Annotated in this window: 23 protein-coding genes; 17 read left to right on the forward strand and 6 right to left on the reverse strand. The window is 61.4% G+C overall.

All coding sequences use genetic code 11. The features are described 5' to 3' along the window. Positions 1–219: 219 nt before the first annotated feature. Positions 220–1,680 carry an oligosaccharide flippase family protein gene (locus tag GJR98_RS17965; RefSeq protein WP_154269729.1) on the forward strand — a complete coding sequence of 487 codons (1,461 nt, stop codon included), beginning with the start codon at positions 220–222 and terminating at the stop codon, positions 1,678–1,680. A 63-nt stretch (positions 1,681–1,743) separates the two neighbouring features. Here GJR98_RS17965 and GJR98_RS17970 read toward each other — a convergent pair whose 3' ends face one another. Continuing rightward, the gene (locus GJR98_RS17970) at positions 1,744–2,301 is read right to left on the reverse strand and encodes a CatB-related O-acetyltransferase (RefSeq protein WP_151138154.1); all 558 of its coding nucleotides are present in this window, start codon (positions 2,299–2,301) and stop codon (positions 1,744–1,746) included. A 259-nt stretch (positions 2,302–2,560) separates the two neighbouring features. On the opposite strand from GJR98_RS17970, the gene aglJ reads away from it, so the two are divergent. Continuing rightward, entirely contained in the window at positions 2,561–3,472 is a 912-nt protein-coding gene (gene aglJ, locus GJR98_RS10510; protein WP_151138157.1) for an S-layer glycoprotein N-glycosyltransferase AglJ, read from the forward strand. Between the two features lie 36 nt (positions 3,473–3,508). On the opposite strand, the gene GJR98_RS10515 is transcribed toward aglJ, so the two are convergent. Then, on the reverse strand, positions 3,509–3,835 hold the full coding sequence (locus tag GJR98_RS10515; RefSeq protein WP_151138160.1) for a hypothetical protein: 327 nt from the start codon (positions 3,833–3,835) through the stop codon (positions 3,509–3,511). A 132-nt stretch (positions 3,836–3,967) separates the two neighbouring features. Here GJR98_RS10515 and GJR98_RS10520 point away from each other — a divergent pair, with 132 nt between their 5' ends. Beyond that, positions 3,968–4,180, forward strand: a complete 213-nt coding sequence (locus tag GJR98_RS10520) for a ribbon-helix-helix domain-containing protein (protein ID WP_151138164.1) — start codon at positions 3,968–3,970, stop codon at positions 4,178–4,180. A 94-nt stretch (positions 4,181–4,274) separates the two neighbouring features. Here GJR98_RS10520 and GJR98_RS10525 read toward each other — a convergent pair whose 3' ends face one another. The 3 genes from GJR98_RS10525 to GJR98_RS10535 all read right to left on the reverse strand — a co-directional run bounded on the left by GJR98_RS10525 (position 4,275) and on the right by GJR98_RS10535 (position 5,984). Further along, the gene (locus GJR98_RS10525) at positions 4,275–4,793 is read right to left on the reverse strand and encodes a hypothetical protein (protein ID WP_151138166.1); all 519 of its coding nucleotides are present in this window, start codon (positions 4,791–4,793) and stop codon (positions 4,275–4,277) included. Beyond that, positions 4,793–5,479, reverse strand: a complete 687-nt coding sequence (locus GJR98_RS10530; RefSeq protein WP_151138169.1) for a hypothetical protein — start codon at positions 5,477–5,479, stop codon at positions 4,793–4,795. Before GJR98_RS10530 ends, GJR98_RS10525 begins: the two co-directional genes overlap by 1 nt. A 217-nt stretch (positions 5,480–5,696) precedes the next feature. Beyond that, positions 5,697–5,984, reverse strand: a complete 288-nt coding sequence (locus GJR98_RS10535) for a DUF5779 family protein (protein WP_151138172.1) — start codon at positions 5,982–5,984, stop codon at positions 5,697–5,699. 377 nt (positions 5,985–6,361) lie between these two features. Between GJR98_RS10535 and GJR98_RS10540 the strand changes: the two genes are divergently transcribed. The 13 genes from GJR98_RS10540 (at position 6,362) to GJR98_RS17500 (ending at position 19,975) form a co-directional block, all read left to right on the forward strand. Continuing rightward, positions 6,362–7,645 (forward strand): LeuA family protein, encoded by a 1,284-nt coding sequence (locus tag GJR98_RS10540; RefSeq protein ID WP_154269730.1) that lies wholly within the window; start codon positions 6,362–6,364, stop codon positions 7,643–7,645. Between the two features lie 364 nt (positions 7,646–8,009). Next, positions 8,010–9,767 (forward strand): biosynthetic-type acetolactate synthase large subunit, encoded by a 1,758-nt coding sequence (ilvB, locus tag GJR98_RS10545; protein ID WP_151138177.1) that lies wholly within the window; start codon positions 8,010–8,012, stop codon positions 9,765–9,767. Further along, complete coding sequence (gene ilvN / locus GJR98_RS10550) at positions 9,764–10,420, forward strand: acetolactate synthase small subunit (protein ID WP_151138180.1); 657 nt, start codon at positions 9,764–9,766, stop codon at positions 10,418–10,420. Before ilvB ends, ilvN begins: the two co-directional genes overlap by 4 nt. Then, entirely contained in the window at positions 10,417–11,457 is a 1,041-nt protein-coding gene (gene ilvC / locus GJR98_RS10555) for a ketol-acid reductoisomerase (RefSeq protein ID WP_151138183.1), read from the forward strand. Before ilvN ends, ilvC begins: the two co-directional genes overlap by 4 nt. A gap of 13 nt (positions 11,458–11,470) precedes the next feature. Continuing rightward, positions 11,471–11,779, forward strand: coding sequence for a hypothetical protein (locus GJR98_RS10560; protein ID WP_151138185.1), 309 nt, complete (start codon positions 11,471–11,473; stop codon positions 11,777–11,779). After that, entirely contained in the window at positions 11,772–13,193 is a 1,422-nt protein-coding gene (gene leuC / locus GJR98_RS10565) for a 3-isopropylmalate dehydratase large subunit (protein WP_151138188.1), read from the forward strand. Before GJR98_RS10560 ends, leuC begins: the two co-directional genes overlap by 8 nt. Continuing rightward, positions 13,190–13,798, forward strand: coding sequence for a 3-isopropylmalate dehydratase small subunit (gene leuD, locus GJR98_RS10570; protein WP_151138190.1), 609 nt, complete (start codon positions 13,190–13,192; stop codon positions 13,796–13,798). Before leuC ends, leuD begins: the two co-directional genes overlap by 4 nt. Continuing rightward, positions 13,791–14,765: a 3-isopropylmalate dehydrogenase gene (gene leuB, locus GJR98_RS10575; protein WP_151138193.1), complete on the forward strand. Its 975-nt coding sequence runs from the start codon at positions 13,791–13,793 to the stop codon at positions 14,763–14,765. Before leuD ends, leuB begins: the two co-directional genes overlap by 8 nt. Positions 14,766–15,029: 264 nt before the next feature. Then, the gene (gene glpR / locus GJR98_RS10580) at positions 15,030–15,797 is read left to right on the forward strand and encodes an HTH-type transcriptional regulator GlpR (RefSeq protein ID WP_151138195.1); all 768 of its coding nucleotides are present in this window, start codon (positions 15,030–15,032) and stop codon (positions 15,795–15,797) included. After that, positions 15,794–16,708 (forward strand): 1-phosphofructokinase, encoded by a 915-nt coding sequence (pfkB, locus tag GJR98_RS10585; protein WP_151138197.1) that lies wholly within the window; start codon positions 15,794–15,796, stop codon positions 16,706–16,708. The genes glpR and pfkB overlap by 4 nt, the downstream gene beginning before the upstream one ends. A 166-nt stretch (positions 16,709–16,874) precedes the next feature. Beyond that, a complete protein-coding gene (gene ptsP / locus GJR98_RS10590) occupies positions 16,875–18,590 on the forward strand; it encodes a phosphoenolpyruvate--protein phosphotransferase (RefSeq protein ID WP_151138200.1) in 1,716 nt (571 codons plus the stop codon). A gap of 96 nt (positions 18,591–18,686) precedes the next feature. Beyond that, complete coding sequence (gene fba, locus GJR98_RS10595; protein WP_151138202.1) at positions 18,687–19,679, forward strand: class II fructose-bisphosphate aldolase; 993 nt, start codon at positions 18,687–18,689, stop codon at positions 19,677–19,679. A 146-nt stretch (positions 19,680–19,825) separates the two neighbouring features. Further along, positions 19,826–19,975, forward strand: coding sequence for a DUF7557 family protein (locus GJR98_RS17500; protein WP_191965450.1), 150 nt, complete (start codon positions 19,826–19,828; stop codon positions 19,973–19,975). 48 nt (positions 19,976–20,023) lie between these two features. Here the strand turns inward: GJR98_RS17500 and GJR98_RS10600 are convergent, their stop codons facing one another. Then, positions 20,024–20,467, reverse strand: coding sequence for a DUF5799 family protein (locus GJR98_RS10600; protein ID WP_151138205.1), 444 nt, complete (start codon positions 20,465–20,467; stop codon positions 20,024–20,026). A 121-nt stretch (positions 20,468–20,588) separates the two neighbouring features. Between GJR98_RS10600 and GJR98_RS10605 the strand changes: the two genes are divergently transcribed. After that, a complete protein-coding gene (locus GJR98_RS10605; RefSeq protein WP_151138208.1) occupies positions 20,589–21,809 on the forward strand; it encodes an HAD family hydrolase in 1,221 nt (406 codons plus the stop codon). Positions 21,810–21,832: the final 23 nt, after the last annotated feature.

Here is a 21,832-nt window from a genome sequence, read left to right on the forward strand (position 1 = left end):
GTTGGTTGGCCTGGAGACTGCTGAAGTTGGTGGGGTATCCACGACACACAGAAGATGTCCGTGAGTCGCGTGCTTGCCTCGATGACCTCGATTCGCCCTTCGTATGATTCGACCGAAACCGTGGTGACGACTCGACCAACGACCGAATGCAATACAACTAAACGACCCACATACCTCGTACGACGCGAATGAGTCCCGGCGCTCTCTCAGGTGGTTTCTGTGAGTGATGAGACCACTCCGTCTGACACGAACCTCGCACGAGAGACCTCACTGGGTGCGCTTGCAAAGACGGCTACGCTACTCCTTGCGTTTGGTGGGACGATTATCTTCGGCCGAATCCTTGGACCAACCGGGTACGGTGGCTTCTACCTCATGTTGTCGTTAGCCCAGATTGCCCAACAGGGTTCGAATGGGTGGGCAATAGCTGGAACAAAACGATTCTCCGAGGACATCAGCAAAGAACAGCGGCGAGAAGTCGTCGGTGCGGGTCTCTTGGGCGCACTCGTCGTCGTCTGTATCGGGGCACTCGTGGCGACGGCTTTCTCTAGCAGACTCGATTCGTACATCGGAATCGACGGTGCACTCGGTCCATTTCTTGCACTGCTCGTTGGAATCTCGTTCTATACGACGCTCGAACACTTGACTGCTGGACGCGGTCTCGTGAGTGTCACCAACTGGGGAGAAACGTTCCAGACACTGTTTGCATTCCCACTGCAACTCGCCTTGGTCTTACTCGGCTTTGGTGTCGTCGGAATGGGGTACGGCTATGCACTGGGCTACCTCCTGGTTATTCCGCTGTTCCTCTACTATATCGACATCCTCCCTGCACTGCCTTCCAGAGCAGTGGTGCGTCGTATCTGGGACTTTGCGAGGTACAGTATTCCGAGTTCGTTCTTGGGACGAATCTACACTCGCATGGACGTACTCTTGATTGGGCTCCTCGTTGGACAGGCCGCTGCCGGGTACTACGAAGCAGCCTACCGAATCTCTATCCCTGCATCGTTCATCGCTGCGGTGGCCGCACCTGCGGTGATGGCCCGGACGAGTGAAAAATCGAGCAAGGGAGATTCGGTCAGCGAAGACCTCCACAACACACTTTCCTACTCTGCTATCGTTGCAATTCCAATTTTTTTCGGGGCGTTAGTCCTCTCGCGGAATCTCGTCGTCACTCTGTACGGACCAGCGTACGCAGACGCAGCCCTGTTGCTCATCGGCTTGACGTTCTACCGGGTTATCCGCACACAAACGAGAATCCTCCTCGAGTTCATCCAGGGTATCAACCGCCCTGATTTCGTGCTCAAATTAGAATCCGTGGCGGTTGTCGTCAACATCGTACTCGGTGTGTTGCTGACACTCGAATTCGGTCCTATCGGCGTCGTCATCGCGACCATATTGGCCGAATCTATCCGGTACGTTGGCTTTATCGTCGTCGTGAGAAACTGGGTTGTACTTCGAGACCTCTTGCCCACGCAACTCGCTCAACAGTCGCTTGCCGGTGCGGTCATGGCGCTCGCAGTCGGACTTCTCGTCGATACGTTCCCGATTCACTCGTGGTGGGAACTCACCATCGTCGTCGGGGTTGGAGGGCTACTCTATGGCTGTGTACTCCTCGCGATTAGTGTCCAACACCGACAACTCGTACGCGAGGTACTCTCGAATTTCGACGTCATCAACGGCTGACGAGTAGCCACTCACCTATTCTTGAGATTGGGCCGGCAGTTGGAACCCCAACAGATGGTCCGTCTACGCGAGATAATCCGAGATAGAATCGACGGTAGACAGATCAGTGGTGAAGAATTCGACGTTCCGTCTGATTTTTTCTTCGTCCCAGTTCCACCACGCGATATCTAACAGTTGTTTGCGGACGTGAGATGGGAAACGCCATCCGACACGACTGGCAGGAACGCCGGCGACGACGGAGTAGGGTTCGACGTCTTTCGTGACGATTGCACCTGCTCCGATGATTGCGCCGTGTCCGATCGATACTCCTGAGAGAATCGTCACACCGGTTCCGATCCACACATCGCTTCCAATCTCAACTGGCCCTTTGGACGTGTGCGGGAGTTCTGTACCCAACTCGCGTTTGTAAAACCGCATCTGCATTGCAGGCCACTTTGTGACGTGGTCGCGACCCTGCACGGTGGTGTCTCTGGCGATTGCACAGTAGTTCCCAATCGAAACGTCGCCGATGACTTCGTCGTCACGAACGAGATTCGTCCCGGTTCCAATTTTGACGTTCCCTTCTAAATGACTCCGTGGCCCAATTCGAGCGCGTTCTCCGACCGTGATGTCTCCAATCATTCGACAGCCGCGTTCGATCTGTGCGGAGTCGTCTATCGAAACTGTCGTGTCTACCGGCGAGTGGTTGAGAAGAAACTGAATGCTTGGTGGGTAGCGTGTTCGCGCTAATACAGAGAGCCCAATCTTTCGTAGCAGTCTCCCGTTCATCGATGATGACTTTTCTCTCGGGTATATAATACCCGTACTCTACCGGGAACTGTCGGGGGAGTTCTCGAACAAACGGTAAATTATTCTATTCCGCGTCGGCATAGCGCTGATAATGCCCGACCCTGACTCCGTCTGTATCCTCGTCCCCACCTACGACGAGGCCGCGACAATCGCCGACGTCGTTGCCGACTACCGAGACGAAGGATACTCCAACATTCTCGTCATCGACGGTGGCTCAACAGACGGAACGCGCGAACTCGCTGAAGAGGCCGGCGCACGCGTCGTCGTTCAGTCCGGGTCTGGGAAAGGGCAAGCAGTCAGAGAAGCCGTCGAAGACCACATCGAAGCAGAGTACATCTTGATGCTCGACGGTGACGGCACCTACGAGGCGACGGACGCAGAGAAGATGCTTGCACCGCTCGACGACGGCTACGAGCACGTCATCGGTGACCGATTCGCCGACATGCGTGAAGGGGCGATGACGAAGCTCAACCAGATTGGAAATAAAATCATCAACCGGGCGTTCGCGTACATCCACGGAGAAGACCTCAAAGACATCCTCAGTGGCTACCGGGCGTTCACGCGCGAGTCGTTCCTCGAGATGACGCTTACCTCGGATGGCTTCGGCATCGAGACGGAGATGGCCGTCGAGTGTTCGAAGCGGAACATCGCCACGACCGTCGTCCCAACGACCTACTATCCACGGCCGGATGGGTCTGACACGAATCTCAACCCCGTCCGCGACGGAGGTATCATCTTCCTCGAACTGTACCGCAGGGCGAAGACGAACAACCCGTTGTTCTACTTCGGGAGCGTCGGCCTCGCGTCGACTGCGACGGGCCTGGGTCTCGCGCTCTACGTCGCCTACGAGTGGGTCGTCCGCTCGATTTCACACGAGGTCATCGCCGTCGTCTCTGCGGCAGGAATCCTCTTCGGTGTCCAACTGCTGATGTTCGGTGTCCTCTCTGACCTCATCCTCTCGCTCCACCGAGACCAGATGAAACTCCTCGAAGAACTGGAGTAGTTCGTTCCGACGGCGGTCGGTGAATCTCGCCGGTCTTCAGAACGGAACGAGCGACCGAAGCCGTCCAAGGAGACTTTTCGACGCATTGGCCCGGAACTCTTCGAGGACAGGGTGCAGCGCTTCCAGAAGGTCTCGGCGCGATTCGAACTGGTCTCTCGAAGTTGCTTCCAGCGCCTCGTCTATCGTGACCGTGTTCCCCGCGGCATCGATGGGGACGTCGACGTGGTCGAGCGCCTGCGCAATCGTCCGTGCATCGGCCGGGTAGTCGATGTCGGCGGCGTCGACATCGTCGGACAGTGCTGCGATGCCGAACTCGATTGCGTTCGGCTCCGACGTCTCGTTCTGCGGCGGTCTCGCTGCCATCGAGTACCAGTAGGGCGGTCGGAAGTGAAAAACCCCCGTCTATTCGAGGCGCTCTGTCGACCCCCTCGCTGGGCGGGTTCCCATCGTGGGCGCACCGTTGGGATTAACCCTGACGAGCGCCAGATGCCAGCCATGACGGAGTACACGACGGTCTCTATTCCAAAGGAGTTGGCCGGTCGCGTCGAAGAGACACTCGAAGGCACGACGTTTTCCAGTACGAGCGACCTCGTTCGGTTCCTCCTGCGAAGTATCGTCATCCAGCACGAACGGTCGGGCGGCGAACTTTCGGAATCCGAGTTCCAGGAGATTGCCGAGCAGTTGACTGACCTCGGATATCTTCGGTAGTCGAGAGCGTCACGATTTCTTCAGGAGCGTCCGACTGAGCGGCTGCAAAAGCGAACGAGACGTCCCCTGAAGTCGGTGGGTCCGAGTGTTCGACCTATGCGAGTTCTTCTTCGGGCGGTTCGGCGTCGAGGACGACGAGGTCGAGTTTTCGTCCCGCACGGTCGAACGCGGCGAGCGTGTCTTCTTCCCACGGGGGGACTGCGAGGAGGACCACCGCAGCCAAATCGTCGCGTTTGGTGAGTTCGAACGGTCCCTGTGGGTGGGTGATGAACCGTGCGCGCCCACGGCCTGCGGGGGTTCCGAGGTCGACACCGAAGATTGCGCTCACAGACCTTCCTGCTTGCGCCATGTAGAAGTGAGTGAGAACTGGCGTCGTCGAGCCGAGGCCGAGGTCGGTGTCGAAGTCACCTGCAGGTGTCGGGGCGAGAACGAGGTTCATCGCCTGTGGTTCGGCGTCTTCGGCCATGTCGAGGAGAACGTCGACCAGTCCGCGGGTCACGTGGATTTGTCGCCGTTCGCCCGGAGTGTTCGGTTTTGCTGTCGCCGAGTGGCCGGATTCGTCTTCGCCAGTGGTTGGTCCACCGTCTTCGACCGAACGCGTCTCGTCTGTCATCAGTCAGAGACCATCGTCTTGAACGCCTGGAGGTACGCACTGGGGAGGTTCTTCCGAGCGTTCGAGAGCGCGGTCCGGAGTTCGTCACCGGCGTTCTCTGCGACCCCTTCGCCGTGGCCGACGAGCAGACGGTCGGGGTCGAACGACGAGAGCACTCGGCGCGGCGGGAAGGGACGGAGCATTGGGTGGACACCGAGTGGCTCACCGGCAGCACAGTAGTAACCGACTGATCCGACCGCTTCGGGAACGACGAGTGTCGCCAGTTCCTCGTGGTAGAACCCGACTTCTTGCCACGGAGGGACCGTCCGGTCGACGACGCGGAAGGTTTGGAATCCAGAGTCGGCGAGTTCGCTCCCGAATCGCTCGACGGGCGCGTCGAGGTCGTCGGCGACGCCCGTCATCCACGACGCGACGTAGACCGGTACCTCGTGGCGGGTGGCGAGTGCGGCAGCATCACGCTTGTGTCGGTCGAGGCCGACGACCACGCCAGCGACGTCACCGAGGTCTTCGAGTAACTCGTCGACACCGGGGGCGTCGACTGGGTCGAAGACCCACACGTCACCGTCGATTTCGACGGCGTGGCTGGCACGCTGCATCGCCTCGTCGGGATACGCGAGCCATCCGACACCGTGGTCCCACCGGTCGATTTCACGGAGCTGAGAGCGGCCGCTACCTTTCATTGGCATGATAGTACCGTAGGACGGGACGTGCATAAGCCCTCCTCCACCGGTCGTTGCACCCGGTTCTGGTCGACGGAGGCGGCTCGTTGACTTTTGAAGCTTAGTGTTGCACACGTGCGAACGAGCGCGAAGAAAGCCAGCGTCGCATCGAAAACTGGTCACACTGAAACGAAATCCGAGTGGAGACGAATACGGCGACGACAGAGAACCGTCGAGCCAGCAGTTAGAGGTCGTCCGTGTTGATATCGACACCCGGCGGTGTGACGACGAGGAACTTCCGGAAGTGCATCAACTGACCACCCATGTCCTTGACGTCACGTGCGAACCCGGACGCGAGTTTGTTGAGATCGCCTTCGATGGCGAGCATGAGAACGTTCCCGCGAGCGACGGACTGAACCCACTTTTCAGGTGGGGCCGACCCGTCGAGGACGCCGAGGACGACGTCTCCTTCTGCGTCGTCTTCGTCGAGGTGTTCTTCGGCTGTCTGCAAGTTGAGGTTGAAGTCGCCCATACCCGGTCGGTTGTCGAGCGACGAGAAAAGGGTTCGGTCACCCGAGGTGGGACACGGGGTCTCTCGTTCGTCGTGACGCTACCGGGGGCGACACAAAACGTGGTCCACACAGTACCTGTCGACACTTCCAGCACCACTATCTGTGAGTCGTGCTGCCTCCTGTCGCACTCCACATTTGTCCAATCGAGGGTGCGCGAAAAGGGGTCGAACTATGATTTCTAAATTAATTTGAGTTAGATTATCTTATGAGTCTCCTGAATGCTGTTGGGGCGTATCAGGACATAATATGACATGGAATTATATTAGGTCGATTAGGTACTGCGATTAGGTGCGAGTGTGTATCTCTCGCAGTCACTGGTGAACGACCATGATACTGTCTGGGAGAAACATTTATATATCAGTTCACACACCGAAATGACACATGTCTCACAACGACACGGAGGATTCGTCGGGTTCCCCGGCGGGTCGAGTTCTTCCAGGGCACATTAGCCCAACAATCTGAAATCGAAGACGTACGAATCTTCGACACGACACTCCGCGACGGCGAACAGTCACCGCGAACCTCGTTCAGTTACGAGGAGAAGCGCGACATTGCCGCCACCCTCGACGACATGGGCACCCACGTCATCGAGGCAGGGTTCCCGGTGAACTCTGATGCGGAGTTCGAGGCAGTTGCTGATATCGCTGCTTCAGCGGACTATTCGACGACCTGCGGATTGGCCCGCGTCGTCGACAAGGATATCGAAGCCGCGCTGGATTCCGGCGTGGACATGGTTCACACGTTCGTGAGCACCAGCGATGTCCAGTTGGCCGACTCGATGCACGCCTCGCGCGAAGAGGCTGTCGAGCGCGCTGTCCGCAGTGTCGAACGCGTCCGCGACGCGGGCGTTGAAGTAATGTTCTCGCCGATGGACGCCACCCGGACGGACGAGGAGTTCTTGATAGAAGTCGTCGAAGCGGTCTCCGAGGCCGGCGTCGACTGGATCAACCTCCCCGACACGTGTGGTGTGGCGACGCCGACTCGCTTCGCCCGGATGGTCCGACTGGTCCGCGAACACACCGACGCCCGAATCGACGTGCACGCGCACGACGACTTCGGTCTGGCGTCGGCGAACGCGATGGCCGGTTTCGAAGCGGGTGCCGCACAGGCGCAGGTGTCTGTCAACGGCATCGGCGAACGTGCTGGAAACGCCGCCTACGAGGAGGTCGTCATGGCCGCCGAATCCATCTACGGCGTCGACACCGGCATCGACACCACTCGAATCACCGAGTTAGCTCGCATCGTCGAGAAGGCGTCCGACATCCCGATTCCGGCGAACAAGCCGGTCGTCGGCCGGAACGCCTTCTCTCACGAGAGCGGCATCCACGCCGCTGGCGTCATCGAGAACGCCGACACGTTCGAACCGGGCGTCATGACCCCAGAGATGGTCGGCGCAACACGCGAGTTCGTACTCGGCAAGCACACGGGGACGCACTCGGTTCGCAAGCGCCTCGCAGATATCGGGTTCGAACCGACGGACGCCGAGGTCCGAGAGGTAACCCGCCGCGTCAAAGACTACGGCGCCTCGAAAGAGCGCGTCAACGACACGACGCTCGAAGCGTTTGCCCGCGACGTCGGTGTAACCCACGAAGACGAGAAAGAGGAGGAGGTCCGCGCCTGATGGCGCTGGGCTGTGGCCCTACTGGGCGACCGCCCTGCACTCGTCCCCGGTCTGCGTGCAATCGTTGCACGTCGCGTAACAGTTATTACCACCCGGGAGAACCAGTGCCATACGATGAATCAGCACGACGCACGATTGGCATCCGCTCCGCCGCAGTCCGCGGCGAGCGCTGCCGACGTCGCTGCTGTTCGGTCGCTCATTATTGTAGGGGCATAGCCCCCTCACACTCCATCTCTCAGTCCTCGGGTTCGAACCGTTTTCAGACACTTCAGCAGTCCCCAACCATGGAGCACCAGTACCACACAATCGACCGACAGCGTACGCATCGATATCGACCACAAACACACTCGCACGGAGGCCACACATGAGCGAACGCACCGCAGCCACGACCGACTCCGACGCGTCGTCGACCGACGACGAACCGAAACGGACCGAAGTCACGTCGGGTGCGACCGCAGTCATCCGCGCACTCGAAAACGCTGGCGTCGAGACGGCATTCGGCGTGCAGGGAGGGGCAATCATGCCCATCTACGACGCGCTGTACCACTCCGACATCCGGCACGTGACGATGGCGCACGAACAAGGCGCCGCACACGCCGCAGACGCCTACGGCGTCGTTCGCGGTGACCCCGGCGTCTGTCTCGCCACGTCCGGCCCCGGCGCGACGAATCTCGTGACGGGCATCGCCGACGCCAACATGGACTCCGACGCGATGCTGGCTCTCACCGGTCAGGTCCCGTCCGATATGGTCGGGTCCGACGCGTTCCAGGAGACCGACACCACGGGCGTCACCGCCCCGATTACGAAGCACAACTACTTCGCATCGTCTCCAGACACCGTCGGCGACACCGTCGGCGAAGCGTTCGCGTTGGCCGCGGAGGGCCGTCCCGGTCCGACGTTGGTCGACCTCCCGAAAGATACCTCACTCGGAGAGACTGACCGCGAACCCGGGCCAGCACGAGCGCCAGAGACGTCCCGTGCACGGACCGACCCTGACGACGCGCAGGTCGAAGCGGCCGCCCGCGCAATCGAACAAGCGGAGAAACCACTCCTCTTGTTCGGTGGTGGAGTCATCAAGGCCGACGCCACAGACGTCGCCCGAAAGTTTGCGACCGAGCACCAGATTCCGGTCGTCACGACGATGCCCGGAATCGGTTCGATGCCAGAAGACGACGAACTCTGCCTCTCGTGGGCAGGGATGCACGGCACTGGGTACGCCAACATGGCGATCACCCACACCGACTGCCTCATCGCAATCGGCACCCGGTTCGACGACCGCTTGACCGGCGGCATCGACACCTTCGCACCGGAAGCAGAGGTCGTCCACGTCGACATCGACCCGGCGGAAATTTCGAAGAACATCCACGCAGACTACCCAGTCGTCGGCGACGCCGGCACTGCCATCGAGAAAATCGACAGCGAGATGGAACACAGTCCGGACGCCCGTGAGTGGCGTGAACAGTGCCTGACGTGGAAAGACGAATACCCGATGGACTACGCAGCACCCGACGACGAACCACTGAAACCGCAGTTCGTCGTCGAGGCGCTGGACGAAGCGACCCCTGACGAGACAATCGTCACGAGCGGTGTCGGTCAACACCAGATGTGGGCCGCGCAGTACTGGACGTTCCGCGACCCACGTCGCTGGGTCTCGTCGCACGGACTCGGCACGATGGGGTACGGCCTCCCGGCCGCCATCGGTGCCCGACTCGCCGCGGACGACGACGAGACGGTCGTCTGTATCGACGGCGACGCCTCGTTCCTGATGACGATTCAGGAGCTGTCGGTCGCCGTTCGTGAGGACCTCGACATCACCATCGCCATCCTGAACAACCAGTACATCGGGATGGTTCGCCAGTGGCAGGACGCCTTCTTCGAAGGTCGCCACATGGCCGCCGGCTACGAGTGGTGCCCGCAGTTCGACAAACTCGCAGAGGCGTTCGGCGCCCGCGGGTGGACTGTCGACTCCTACGAGGAGGTTCCGGACGCCATCGAAGAGGCGCTCGCGTACGACGGCCCGTCGGTCATCGACTTCCACGTCGACCCGTCGGAGAACGTCTACCCGATGGTCTCCTCTGGCGCACCGAACGGAAAATTCGCTCTCTCGGAGGACCAACTATGAGTGACAAGCAGACTGGACTGCAGGGGCCAAGACCTGAAGAACGGCCCCACCCTGACGGGCGACGGAACGCCCAGGGAATCCGTATCGACCCCAAAGCCGAGTCGGAACACGAACCACGGCGGACGGTCCTGTCGGCCATCGTCGAGGACGAACCCGGTGTCCTCTCACGCGTCGCCGGCCTCGCCGCCCGCCGACAGTTCAACATCGAGAGCCTCACCGTGGGGCCGACCACCGTCGAGGGTCACTCCCGTATCACGATGGTCGTCGAAGAACCCGACCCCGGTATCGACCAGATAGAGAAGCAACTCGCAAAACTCAAGCCCGTCATCTCCATCGGCGAACTGGACGACGACGCCATCCGTGCGGAACTCGTCCTCCTGAAGGTTCGCGGTGAAGACCCCGACAAGGTTCACGCAATCACGGAGATGTACGGCGGTACAACGCTCGATGCAGGTACGGACACTATCACGGTCCAACTCACCGGCGACGAGCGCAAGATAGACGACGCTGTGGACGCGTTCCGTCGATTCGGCATCATCGAAATCGCCCGAACCGGCCAGACCGCCCTCGCCCACGGCGCCAAGAAGACCGTCCCCGGAGAGGAACCCGGAACCTCCGGCGAACCGACGAAACCTACCACAAACACCCAATGACTGAATTCACCACGACTGTATACTACGACGACGACGCAGACCGCTCGCAGATCGACGACAAGACCGTGGCCGTCCTCGGCTACGGCAGCCAGGGCCACGCCCACGCGCAGAACCTCGCTGACAGCGGTGTCGACGTGGTCGTTGGCCTCCGTGCCGACTCTTCGTCCCGTGCTGCTGCACGCGAAGATGGACTCCGCGTCGCGACGCCCGTCGAGGCTGCCGCAGAGGCAGACATCGTCTCCGTCCTCGTCCCCGACACCGTCCAACCGGCCGTCTTCGAAGAGATTCGCGACGAACTCGAACCCGGTGACACGCTCCAGTTCGCCCACGGGTTCAACATCCACTACAACCAGATTCGACCCCCAGAAGACGTCGACGTGACGCTCGTCGCACCGAAGTCACCCGGTCACCTCGTCCGCCGGAACTACGAGAGCGGAGAGGGAACGCCCGGCCTCATCGCCGTCTATCAGGACACGACTGGAGACGCCAAAGATGAGGCACTGGCGTACGCCCACGCCATCGGCTGCACTCGTGCGGGTGTCATCCAGACCTCGTTCCGCGAGGAGACCGAGACCGACCTGTTCGGTGAGCAGGCCGTCCTCTGTGGCGGCGTCACCTCGCTCGTCAAGCAGGGCTACGAGACGCTCGTCGACGCGGGCTACTCCCCAGAGATGGCCTACTTCGAGTGCCTGAACGAACTGAAGCTCATCGTCGACCTGATGTACGAAGACGGACTCGGCGGCATGTGGCACTCTGTCTCCGACACCGCGGAGTTCGGTGGCCTGACCCGTGGCGACCGCATCGTCGACGAACACAGTCGCGAGCGCATGGAAGAAGTGCTCGAAGAGGTCCAAGACGGCACGTTCGCCCGTGAGTGGATTCTGGAGAACCAGGCGGGTCGCCCGTCGTACTCCCAGCTGAAGGAAGCCGAAGAGAACCACGACATCGAGGAAGTCGGCGCCCGTCTCCGCGAACTGTTCGCGTGGGCCGACGAGGACGACGACACAGAGAAAGCAGAAGCACCAGCAGACGACTGACAACACCCACCCAATGACACGAAAGAAAAAACGAGACGACGCATCTGAACGAATGCGTGACGTCAGTCACACGAACCCGTACACCGGCGAGACGTTCACCACGGTGTACGAACGTGGGCCGGCAGTCACCGACGGGAGTGGTGCGTCCGACTCGACGCCCGAGATGACTGGCGGTTCCGAGACGATGGAAGACGTCGACCACACGCCCCGAAACGGCGATGGTGCGAACCGCGTCTGGAAACGCGGCAAACCGGAGGACGACTCGGAAGAACACAGCGAAAGTGAGACCGCCTCTGGAGACGTAGGTGGCGGAGATGAGTGAGGGAACGCTTTACGACAAGGTGTGGGAAGAACACACCGTCTCCGAACTGCCGACAGGCCAGACGCAGCTGTTCTGTGGCCTGCACCTCATCCACGAGGTGACGAGCCCACAGGCGTTCGGGATGCTCCAAGAACGCGACCTCGAGGTCGCCTATCCCGAGCGAACGCACGCGACAGTCGACCACATCGTCCCAACCTCGGACCAGTCGCGGCCGTTCCGTGACGACGCGGCCGAGGAGATGATGTCCGAACTCGAACAGAACGTCCGCAACGCGGGCATCAACTTCTCTGACCCGACCTCCGGCGACCAGGGTATCGTCCACGTCATCGGGCCAGAGCAGGGGCTCACCCAACCCGGCATGACCATCGTCTGTGGTGACAGCCACACCTCGACCCACGGCGCGTTCGGTGCGCTGGCGTTCGGTATCGGGACGAGCCAAATCCGCGACGTACTGGCGACCCAGACCGTCGCGATGGAGAAGAAGAAAGTTCGAAAAATCGAGGTCACCGGTGAACTCGGCCCGGGCGTCGAAGCGAAAGACGTCATCCTCGAAATCATCCGTCGGCTGGGAACCGAAGGCGGCGTCGGCTACGTCTACGAGTACGCCGGCGAGGCCATCGAGAACCTCGACATGGAAGGTCGGATGAGTATCTGCAACATGTCCATCGAGGGCGGCGCTCGCGCGGGCTACGTCAACCCCGACGAGACCACCTACGAGTGGCTGAAGCAGACCGACTACTTCCAGAACAACCCCGAGAAGTTCGACGAACTCAAGCCGTACTGGGAGTCCATCCGCTCCGACGAGGACGCCGAGTACGACGACGTCGTCACCATCGACGGGTCGGAACTCGAACCCGTCGTCACGTGGGGGACCACGCCCGGACAGGGCGTCGGCATCACCCAACCCATCCCGGCACCCGAAGACCTGCCCGAAGAGAAGCAGGACACGGCCCGGATGGCACAAGAACACATGCGGGTCACGCCCGGCGAGACGATGGAAGGCTACAAAATCGACGTCGCCTTCCTCGGTTCGTGTACCAACGCCCGGATGCCCGACCTGCGCCGCGCCGCAGAGGTCGTCAAAGGACGCCAAGTCGCAGACAGCGTTCGTGCGATGGTCGTCCCCGGCAGTCAGCGCGTCAAGGCCGCCGCCGAAGCGGAGGGTCTCGACAAAGTGTTCAAAGACGCCGGCTTCGAGTGGCGAGAAGCAGGGTGTTCGATGTGTCTCGGCATGAACGAAGACCAACTGCAGGGTGACGAGGCGTCTGCGTCCTCGTCGAACCGCAACTTCATCGGTCGGCAGGGGTCGAAAGACGGCCGCACCGTCCTGATGAACCCGCGCATGGTCGCCGCGGCGGCCATCACTGGGGAAGTGACTGACGTCCGCGAACTGAAGGAGGTGAGCACGGTATGACCGACGAGATTCCAGAGATCCATTCGGCCTCCGGGTCGGGCGTTCCCATCCGTGGCAACGACATCGACACGGACCAGATTATCCCAGCGCGGTTCATGAAGGTCGTCACGTTCGACGGCCTCGGTGAGTTCGCGTTCTTCGACCAGCGCTACGACGAGAACGACGACCCCAAAGACCATCCGATGAACGAGGCGCACTTCCAGGACGCCTCCATCATGGTCGTCAACGCCAACTTCGGCTGTGGGTCTTCGCGCGAACACGCCCCACAGGCGCTCATGCGCTGGGGTATCGACGCCATCATCGGCGAGTCGTTCGCCGAAATCTTCGCCGGCAACTGTCTCGCACTCGGCATCCCGACGGTCACGGCCGACCACGACACCATCGTCGAACTCCAGGCGTGGGTCGACGAGAACCCCGACGGCGACATCGACGTCGACGTCGAGAACGAGACGGTCACCTACGGCGACGAGACGGTCGACGTCACCGTCGACGACGCACAGCGGAAGGCGCTCACCGAGGGCGTCTGGGACACGACGGCGCTCATGAAGTCGAACGCCGACGCAGTCGCCGAGAAAGCACGCTCGCTCCCCTACATCGATGACTGAGGAAATCGTCGTCATCCCCGGCGATGGCATCGGGAGCGAGGTCATTCCAGCGGCTGTGGACGTACTCGAAGCGGTCGGTGACTTCGAGTTCGTCGAAGCGGACGCTGGCGACCACGTCAAAGAAGCGACGGGCGAGGCGCTCCCACAGGAGACGTACGACCTCGTCGCCGAGTCGGATGCGACGCTGTTCGGTGCCGCCGGTGAGACGGCCGCCGACGTCATCCTCCCGCTTCGTACCGCTGTCGATTCGTTCGTCAACGTTCGGCCGGCGAAAGCCTACCCCGGCGTCGACGCACTCCGCCCGGAGACGGACCTCGTCTTCCTCCGGGAGAACACCGAAGGCGTCTACTCGGGTCATGAAGACCGCCTCTCCGACGACCTCTCGACGCTCACCCGCGTCGTGACCACGTCGGCATCCGAGCGACTCGCAGAGTACGCCTGTGACTTCGTTGGCGGCGAAGGCGGCCACTTCCAGGTCGCGCACAAGGCGAACGTGATGCGCGAGACCGACGGCCGATTCCGTGACGCCGTCGTCTCCGTCGCCGAGAAGCGTGGCGTCGAGACCGAAGAAGTCCTGATGGACGCATTCGCGACGCGCGTCTGTCTCGACCCGACGCAGTTCGACACCATCGTCTGTCCGAACCTCGCGGGCGACGTGCTGTCTGACCTCGCTGCCGGTCTCGTCGGTGGCCTCGGTCTGCTCCCGTCGGCCAACATCGGCCCGGAAACGGCCCTGTTCGAACCGGTCCACGGCTCCGCACCCGACATCGCTGGCGAAAGCATCGCCAACCCAGCAGCGACGATTCTCTCGGCCGCGATGTTGCTCGACTACCTCGACTACGGTGAGGAGGCCGACCGAGTTCGCTCGGCCGTCGAAGGCGTCCTCGAAGACGGCCCACGCACGCCCGACCTCGGTGGCGACGCATCCACTGAGGATGTGACGGCAGCGATTCTGGACCGTCTGTAACCCACCCCTCACGAACCGCGCGCCGACTGAACGCTTTTTCCGGACTACACGCTCACTCGCTCGACTGCAGTGTATCACGTCTGTGAGCTATCGGTTCGGCGCTTTCCGCTGCTCTCTGGGAGCCACCTCTGTTCGAGTCGGGGACGAGCCGATTTTCGTTCCTGTGTGAAATCCACCAATTACGAACACATTCACTCGAAATCCAACATAAACAATTAACACCGCTCGTTACCCTACGTTCCAACCAACGAGGAACAGCTATCGATGTTACCAGCAGAGCGAAAACGCCGTATCGTCGAACTCGTCTCCGAGTCTGACGGTCGCTCGGTCGAGGACCTCTCCGAGGACCTCGGCTATTCGAAGGCGACGATACGCCGTGATTTGCGCGAACTCGAAGACCGTGGGCTCGTCGAACGGTCACACGGCGGGGCCGTCCCCGTAACCTCCGTCGCCCGCGAACAGACCTACGGGCAAAAAGAAGTACAGAACCTCGACGGGAAACGCGCAATCGCGGAACGCGCCGTCGAGGAACTCGGAGAGGGGCAGGTCGTCTTCTTCGACGCGGGCACGACGACGATGGAAGTCGCCCGAACGGTTCCGAAAGACGGGTCGATTCTGGCCGTCACCAACTCACCACGACTCGCCATCGAACTCAACGAAGGGGACAACGAGGTGAAACTCACCGGCGGAACGCTCCGACGGCGGACGAAAGCACTCGTCGGGCCGACCGCAGAAGCGTTCATGAAGCGGACGAACTTCGACGTGCTCGTTCTGGGGACGAACGCCTTCGACATCGAGTCGGGACTCACGACGCCGAACGAAGACGAGGCCCGCATGAAGGAACTGATGGTCGAGAAGTCTGCGAAAGTCATCCTCGTCGCCGACACGTCGAAACTCGGCCGTCGGAGCTTCGTCAAATTCGCATCGCTCGAAGACATCGACCTGTTCATCACTGACGACGAACTCGACCCAGCGACGCGCGAGGAGATCGAGAGCGCTGGCGTCGACGTCGTCGACGGAGTTGCACGATGATTTTCACTGTTACACCAAACCCTGCAGTAGACCACACGATTCACTTCGACGAACCGCTCCAACCCGGCGTCGTCCACCGAACCGACGACGCGGTGTTCACCGCCGGCGGAAAAGGTATCAACGTCGCCAAGTACGTCTCGGCGCTCGGCGTCGACGCCACGGCCTCCGGATTCCTCGGCGGCCACTTTGGCAAGTTCGTCCGTGACCGTCTCGAAGCGGACGACATCGCCACCGACTTCGTGAACATCGACGACAACACGCGACTGAACACGACGGTCCTCGCCGAAGATGGCGAGTACAAACTCAACCACAACGGTCCGCACATCACCGCATCCGACGTGGACGAACTCGTCGAAGCGGCGCAGGCGAACGAACCCGATACACTCCTCGTCGGCGGGAGTCTTCCGGGTGGTATGCCCCTTTCAGCGGTCGACAGACTCGCCCACGCAGGTGACTGGCGGACTGCAGTCGACATGGGCGGGAAGTACCTCGCGGACCTCGAAGCCGACTACATCGTCTGCAAGCCCAACCGTTCGGAACTCGCAGAAGCTACCGGCCGAACCGTCGAGACGAACGAAGACGCGATTGCGGCCGCACGAGAACTCCGTGATGGACAGTTCGAGTACGTGCTGGCCTCACTCGGTGGCGACGGTGCAGTCCTCGTCACCGAAGACGACGTGCTGTCCGCGCCCGCACTCGACGTAGAAGTCGTCGACACCGTCGGCGCTGGCGACGCCATCCTCTCGGGGTTCATCGCAGGACTCGAACACGGGAAGAGCGACGCAGACGCACTTCGCATGGGTATCCTCACCGCCGCCCGCGTCGTCGGCGTCGCGGGAACTCGGGTTCCGCATCTCGAAGACGTCCTGACGAACGAAACACACGTCGAAGTGACCACGATTCGAGACTGAGCGATTCCTCTCTCGTCTTTTGTGAGTCACAACTCGGTCAGAAACGAACATCAGTTCTGGCGCTGGTATGTCGGAGTCGTGAGACCGAGGACGGCAGTGGTGGTCTGGGCGCCGTTCGAGGTGGTTTCGAGGATACGTTTTCCACACTCGAAGCCAAACACCACCTATGGCCGAACGAACTCTCTCCGGTATCGGTGTGACACCACTCTCTGGAGTCGGGACCGTCGTCTGGTACCACCCGGACGCCGACCTTCCAGACCCACCAGCCCCCGAAGACGTCGACGCCGAGGCCGAGCTCGACCGATTCGACGAGGCACGGACCGTTGCCGAAGACGAGTTGAAGACGGAGCGGGCACGCACTGCCGAACGAGTCGGTGAGGAGGAGGCCGCGGTGTTCGACGCGCACGTGCAGTTCCTCAACGACCCACAGATTACCGACGGCGTCACCGACGCCATCGAAGGCGGATTACCCGCGGAACACGCCGTCCAAGAGACCTTCTCCACGTTCGTCGAGCAGTTCGAGAACATGGGAGGACGGATGGGTGAGCGTGCAGACGACCTGCGCGACATCCGCGACCGACTCGTGCGCGTCCTCTCGGACGGCGACCGGGTCGACCTCTCGTCGCTCCCGAAGGGGAGCGTCGTCGTCGCCGAACGACTCACACCGAGCGACACGGCACAACTCGACCCCAAGCGAGTTGCAGGGTTCGTCACCGTGACGGGCGGCCGAACCTCCCACGCAGCCATCTTTGCTCGGTCACTCGCGTTGCCTGCAATCGTGGGTGTCGGCGACGAACTGACGTCCATCGAAGACGGGACGGATGTCGTCGTCGACGGCGAAGCGGGCGACCTCATCGTCGATCCTGACGACGAGACGAAAGCGGCCGCTGCCGCCGATGCCGACGTACACGTCCGGAGTGGCCCGGTGGAGACGGCAGACGGCGTTGGCATCGAAGTCGCGGCCAACGTCGGAACGGCGGCCGACCTCGAACCCGCAGTCGACCGCGGGGCCGACGGCATCGGCCTGTTCCGAACCGAATTCCTCTTCCTCGACCGTGAGTCGCCGCCGGACGAACAAGAGCAGTTCGAGGCGTACGTCGAGGCGCTGGAATCGTTCGACCACAGTCGGGTCGTCGTTCGAACTCTCGACATCGGAGGCGACAAACCGGTTCCGTATTTGGACCTGCCCGAAGAAGAGAACCCCTTCCTCGGCGAGCGCGGAATCCGTCGGTCACTCGGCCCCGACGCGGACCTCTTCGAGACACAAGTTCGGGCACTCTTGCGTGCCGCTGGAAGCGCAGACGGGACGCGTCTCTCGGTGATGCTTCCGCTCGTGGCGACGCTCGAGGAACTCCACGACGCCCGCGACCAGTTCGACTCGGTCGCCGCCGACCTCGCCGACGAAGGCATCGTCCACGAGATGCCAGAGTTCGGCATCATGATAGAGACGCCTGCAGCGGCGTTCATGGCCGACCGCTTCGCGCCGCACGTCGACTTCTTCAGTATCGGGACGAACGACCTCGCCCAGTACGTGATGGCTGCCGAACGGGGCAACGAACGCGTCTCCGACCTCGGCGACTATCGCCAACCGGCAGTCCTGCAAGCCATCGACGCCACCGTCTCGGCCGCCGACGGACACGACTGTTGGGTCGGCATGTGCGGCGAGATGGCTGGCGACCCGGACCTCACCGAACTCCTCGTCGGCCTCGGGTTGGACGAACTGAGCATGAGCGCAGTCACGGTCCCACACGTGAAGGAGGCCGTGACGAAAACAGACACTGCAGCGGCCGAAGCACTCGCTGCACACGTCCTCGCTGCCGACACGAAAGCGGAAGTCACTGCCCGATTGACGACTGGCGACACCCCGGCTCAGGAAAATTAACTCGGTAGTGAACGAACGAGAACGTGCAAAATCGAAACCGGTTTCCCATAGATTATTACCTTCGCGTTCGTTGCCGAAACACGAGGTGAACGTATAATGCCGTTCTACGGCGGGGAGGAACTCGCCACTGTATACGACGAGGCGCTCGACGAAGGGTTCGGACTCATCGCGAGTAACGTCGCGGAACCGAACGTCATGATGGGTCTCATGGAGGGTGCCGACCGAATGAACTCGGACCTCCTGTTGCAACTCAGCGGTGGTGCCTGCAAGTTCGCCGGTAACGGTGACCCGGTTGCGGGCCTGAAAGCCATGGGGACGTACATCGAGACTATCGCCGAGCAGTACGACATCGGCGTCTTCCTCAACATGGACCATCAGACGAACCTCGAGTTCATCGAACAACAGATAGAACTCGATATCCCGTCGTCTATCATGATCGACGCCTCCCACGAACCGTTCGACGAGAACGTCGCGACGAGTCGTGAAGTCGTCGAGATGGTCGACGCCGCCGACTCCAACATCCTCATCGAGGCCGAACTCGGCCAAATCAAGGGTGTCGAAGACGAAATCGAGGCCGAAGAGGCGTTCTACACGGACCCCGAACAGGCCGTCGAGTTCGTCGATAAGACGGGCGCAGACCTGCTCGCCATCTCCGTCGGTACGCAACACGGCGTCGCCAAGGGCAAGGACCTCGAACTCCGTCCGGACCTCGCCCACGACATCCGACAGGAGCTCAGAGACCACGGCCTCGACACGCCGCTCGTCCTCCACGGGTCTTCGGGCGTCCAACCCGACCAACTGCAGGAGATGCTCAAACACGGCATCTGCAAGGTCAACAAGGACACGCGCTACCAGTACGAGTACACGCGCACCGCCTACGACCTCTACCGTGAGACTCCCGAAGCCATCGTCCCGCCGGAAGGCGTCGAGGACGCTCGTGACACGTTCTTCAACGAGACCGAGTGGTCGCCAGACAAATCGGTGTTCGACCCTCGTGTCGTCGGCCGCGACATCCGCGAGCGCATCGCAGACGTTCACGCTGGCCTGACGGAAGTCTCCGGCAGCGCCGGGCAGACGCTGTTCAAGTAACGCCACGTCGTTCCAGTTGGCGGCACCCGGTCCGCCGTCTCTTTTCGTGCAGTTCGACTTGTCGCTGATTCGCCTCTCGTCTCCTCGCTGGTCGACTGACGTGACTTCCCCAGTCGCTTAAGGTGTCACATAGCGTGAGAGTAGGTATGCCACAAGTGCACCTCGACGACGCGACAGTCGAGCGACTCGACAACCTCCGAGAAGAAGACGAAGACTACGACGAGCTCATCAACGAACTGATGAACATCTACGAAGCGAGCGAGCGGACGATGTTCCACAGTGGCGACGAGTACTGAGTCGGACGCCCCGCAAACTCGTCGACGTCTCGTCGTGCGACTGGTGTGTTACTCCTGATATGCGACTCTGACCTGTTCCCACTTACCTTTCGTTTCGAGGTGTTCCTGGAGCGCGTCCGCGTAGGCTTGCGTGAGTCGCTCTGCGTCTTCCAGCTTCTCTTGTTGACTCTGTTTGCCACCGTCGCCGAGGCCGAGCGCCCCTTTGATCGAGTCGACGATGCCGCCGCCGGACGACGAATCTTGCTGGCCGCCACCCATCGCGCCCATCTGTTTGCGGATGTTGTCGAGTTCGGGGATTATCTGCGGAACTTTCTCGGTGTTCGCGACGATTCGCGCCGAGTCAGGGTCGTCTGCGTTTTCGATTTCGAACTCTGTGGCCGTCATGATGAGTCCCCACTCCTGACTGGAGAACCGAGAGTTCATCACGTGGTCGTTGAATTCGCGGTCCACCGTCATCCGGTCGCCCACGATACTGTCTGTCCAGTGTACCATGCGCACACGTCGTCGTCCAGTCAGTATCAGAGTTGCGGGGCAGAGTCGACCACCGCCCGACGGTTTCTGCGGTGACCGACGGCCACGCTGGTTTAATGCGATTGGGTGACCTTTCCATCTCATGGAGCGGTACGACCTCCTGTACCGACTGTACGGGAATTTCGACGCAGACGCAGTCCGTGAAGCACAGGACTTCGTCGACCTCTTGCCACCACTCGACTCTGCGGTGGCGCTTTCACACTGGCAGGAGGTCGACGACGAGTTGAGCGAGAAGAAAGACCGCATTCGACGCGGGTTTCCAAACGGCGACCGGTACGCCGAACTCGCCGCTCGCGCCACGAGAGACCAGGCGTTCACCGCACTCGACCTGTTCACGAAGTACGGCCGAGCAGTCAACGCACTCGTCCTCGACGTCGACGAGACGCTTCGGTCGGCGGGCCGAACTGACAACGAGATTCCGCGTGAAGTTCTCCACCTCCTCACCGAGTTCCACGAGACAGACGTCCCCATCGTCATCTGCACGGGCCAGACCCTGGAGAACGTCAAAGGCTTCGCCATTCAGGGCCTTGGGAACGAACTCGTCCACTCCGGTGACGTGAGCATCGTCTACGAAGCAGGAACCGGAGTGTTCACGCCCGGCCACAGGTCGAACACGAAGCGCCTCCTGTACGAGACGCTCGACGACTCGGTTCAGTCGGTCTTCGCGTCGGTCCGTGGTCGCGTGATTCGTGACCTCCCGGAGGGTCTCCGTGGTTGTGTTCACCTTCAGGGCAACGAGTTCAACGTCACGCTCAAGCCCAACTTCGAGACCGGAAGCGACGACGCAGCGAGAGTCATCGACGACTCACTCGTGTACATGTTAGACCTCCTCGGTGAGGCCGTCACAGACGACGCCGACGGACCGACGTGGACCCGGGCGTACTACGCCGCCAGAGACCCAGAAATCGAGGGTGTCCTCGCTGACCGCGACGAACGTCCTGACCCGGACACGACGGTCCCTGACGCAGTCGTCGAGACGCTCGACCGAGTGACAGTCGCGTACTACCAGGCCGACGCCGCCGAACTCTCGGCAGTCGACTTGAACAAGGCAGCAGGTGTCGAGGCCGCACTCGACGTACTCGGCGTGGACGACCCGTTCGTTCTGGTCATGGGCGATTCTAAGTCGGACCTCGACGTGATGCGATGGGCCGCTTCGGGCGACCGCGGCATCGCTGCTGCACCCGACCACTCGTCACCCGGTGTGCTCGACCACGTTCGTCAGACCGACAGCCTCGTCTTCGACCGGGGAGATGCTGCGTCGATGCTCAGAACCGCCTACGCACTCAACCTCCTCGTCGACTGAGCAGGCAGCGCGGGATACTGGAC

The organism is Haloferax marinisediminis (assembly GCF_009674585.1).
GTDB lineage: Archaea > Halobacteriota > Halobacteria > Halobacteriales > Haloferacaceae > Haloferax > Haloferax marinisediminis.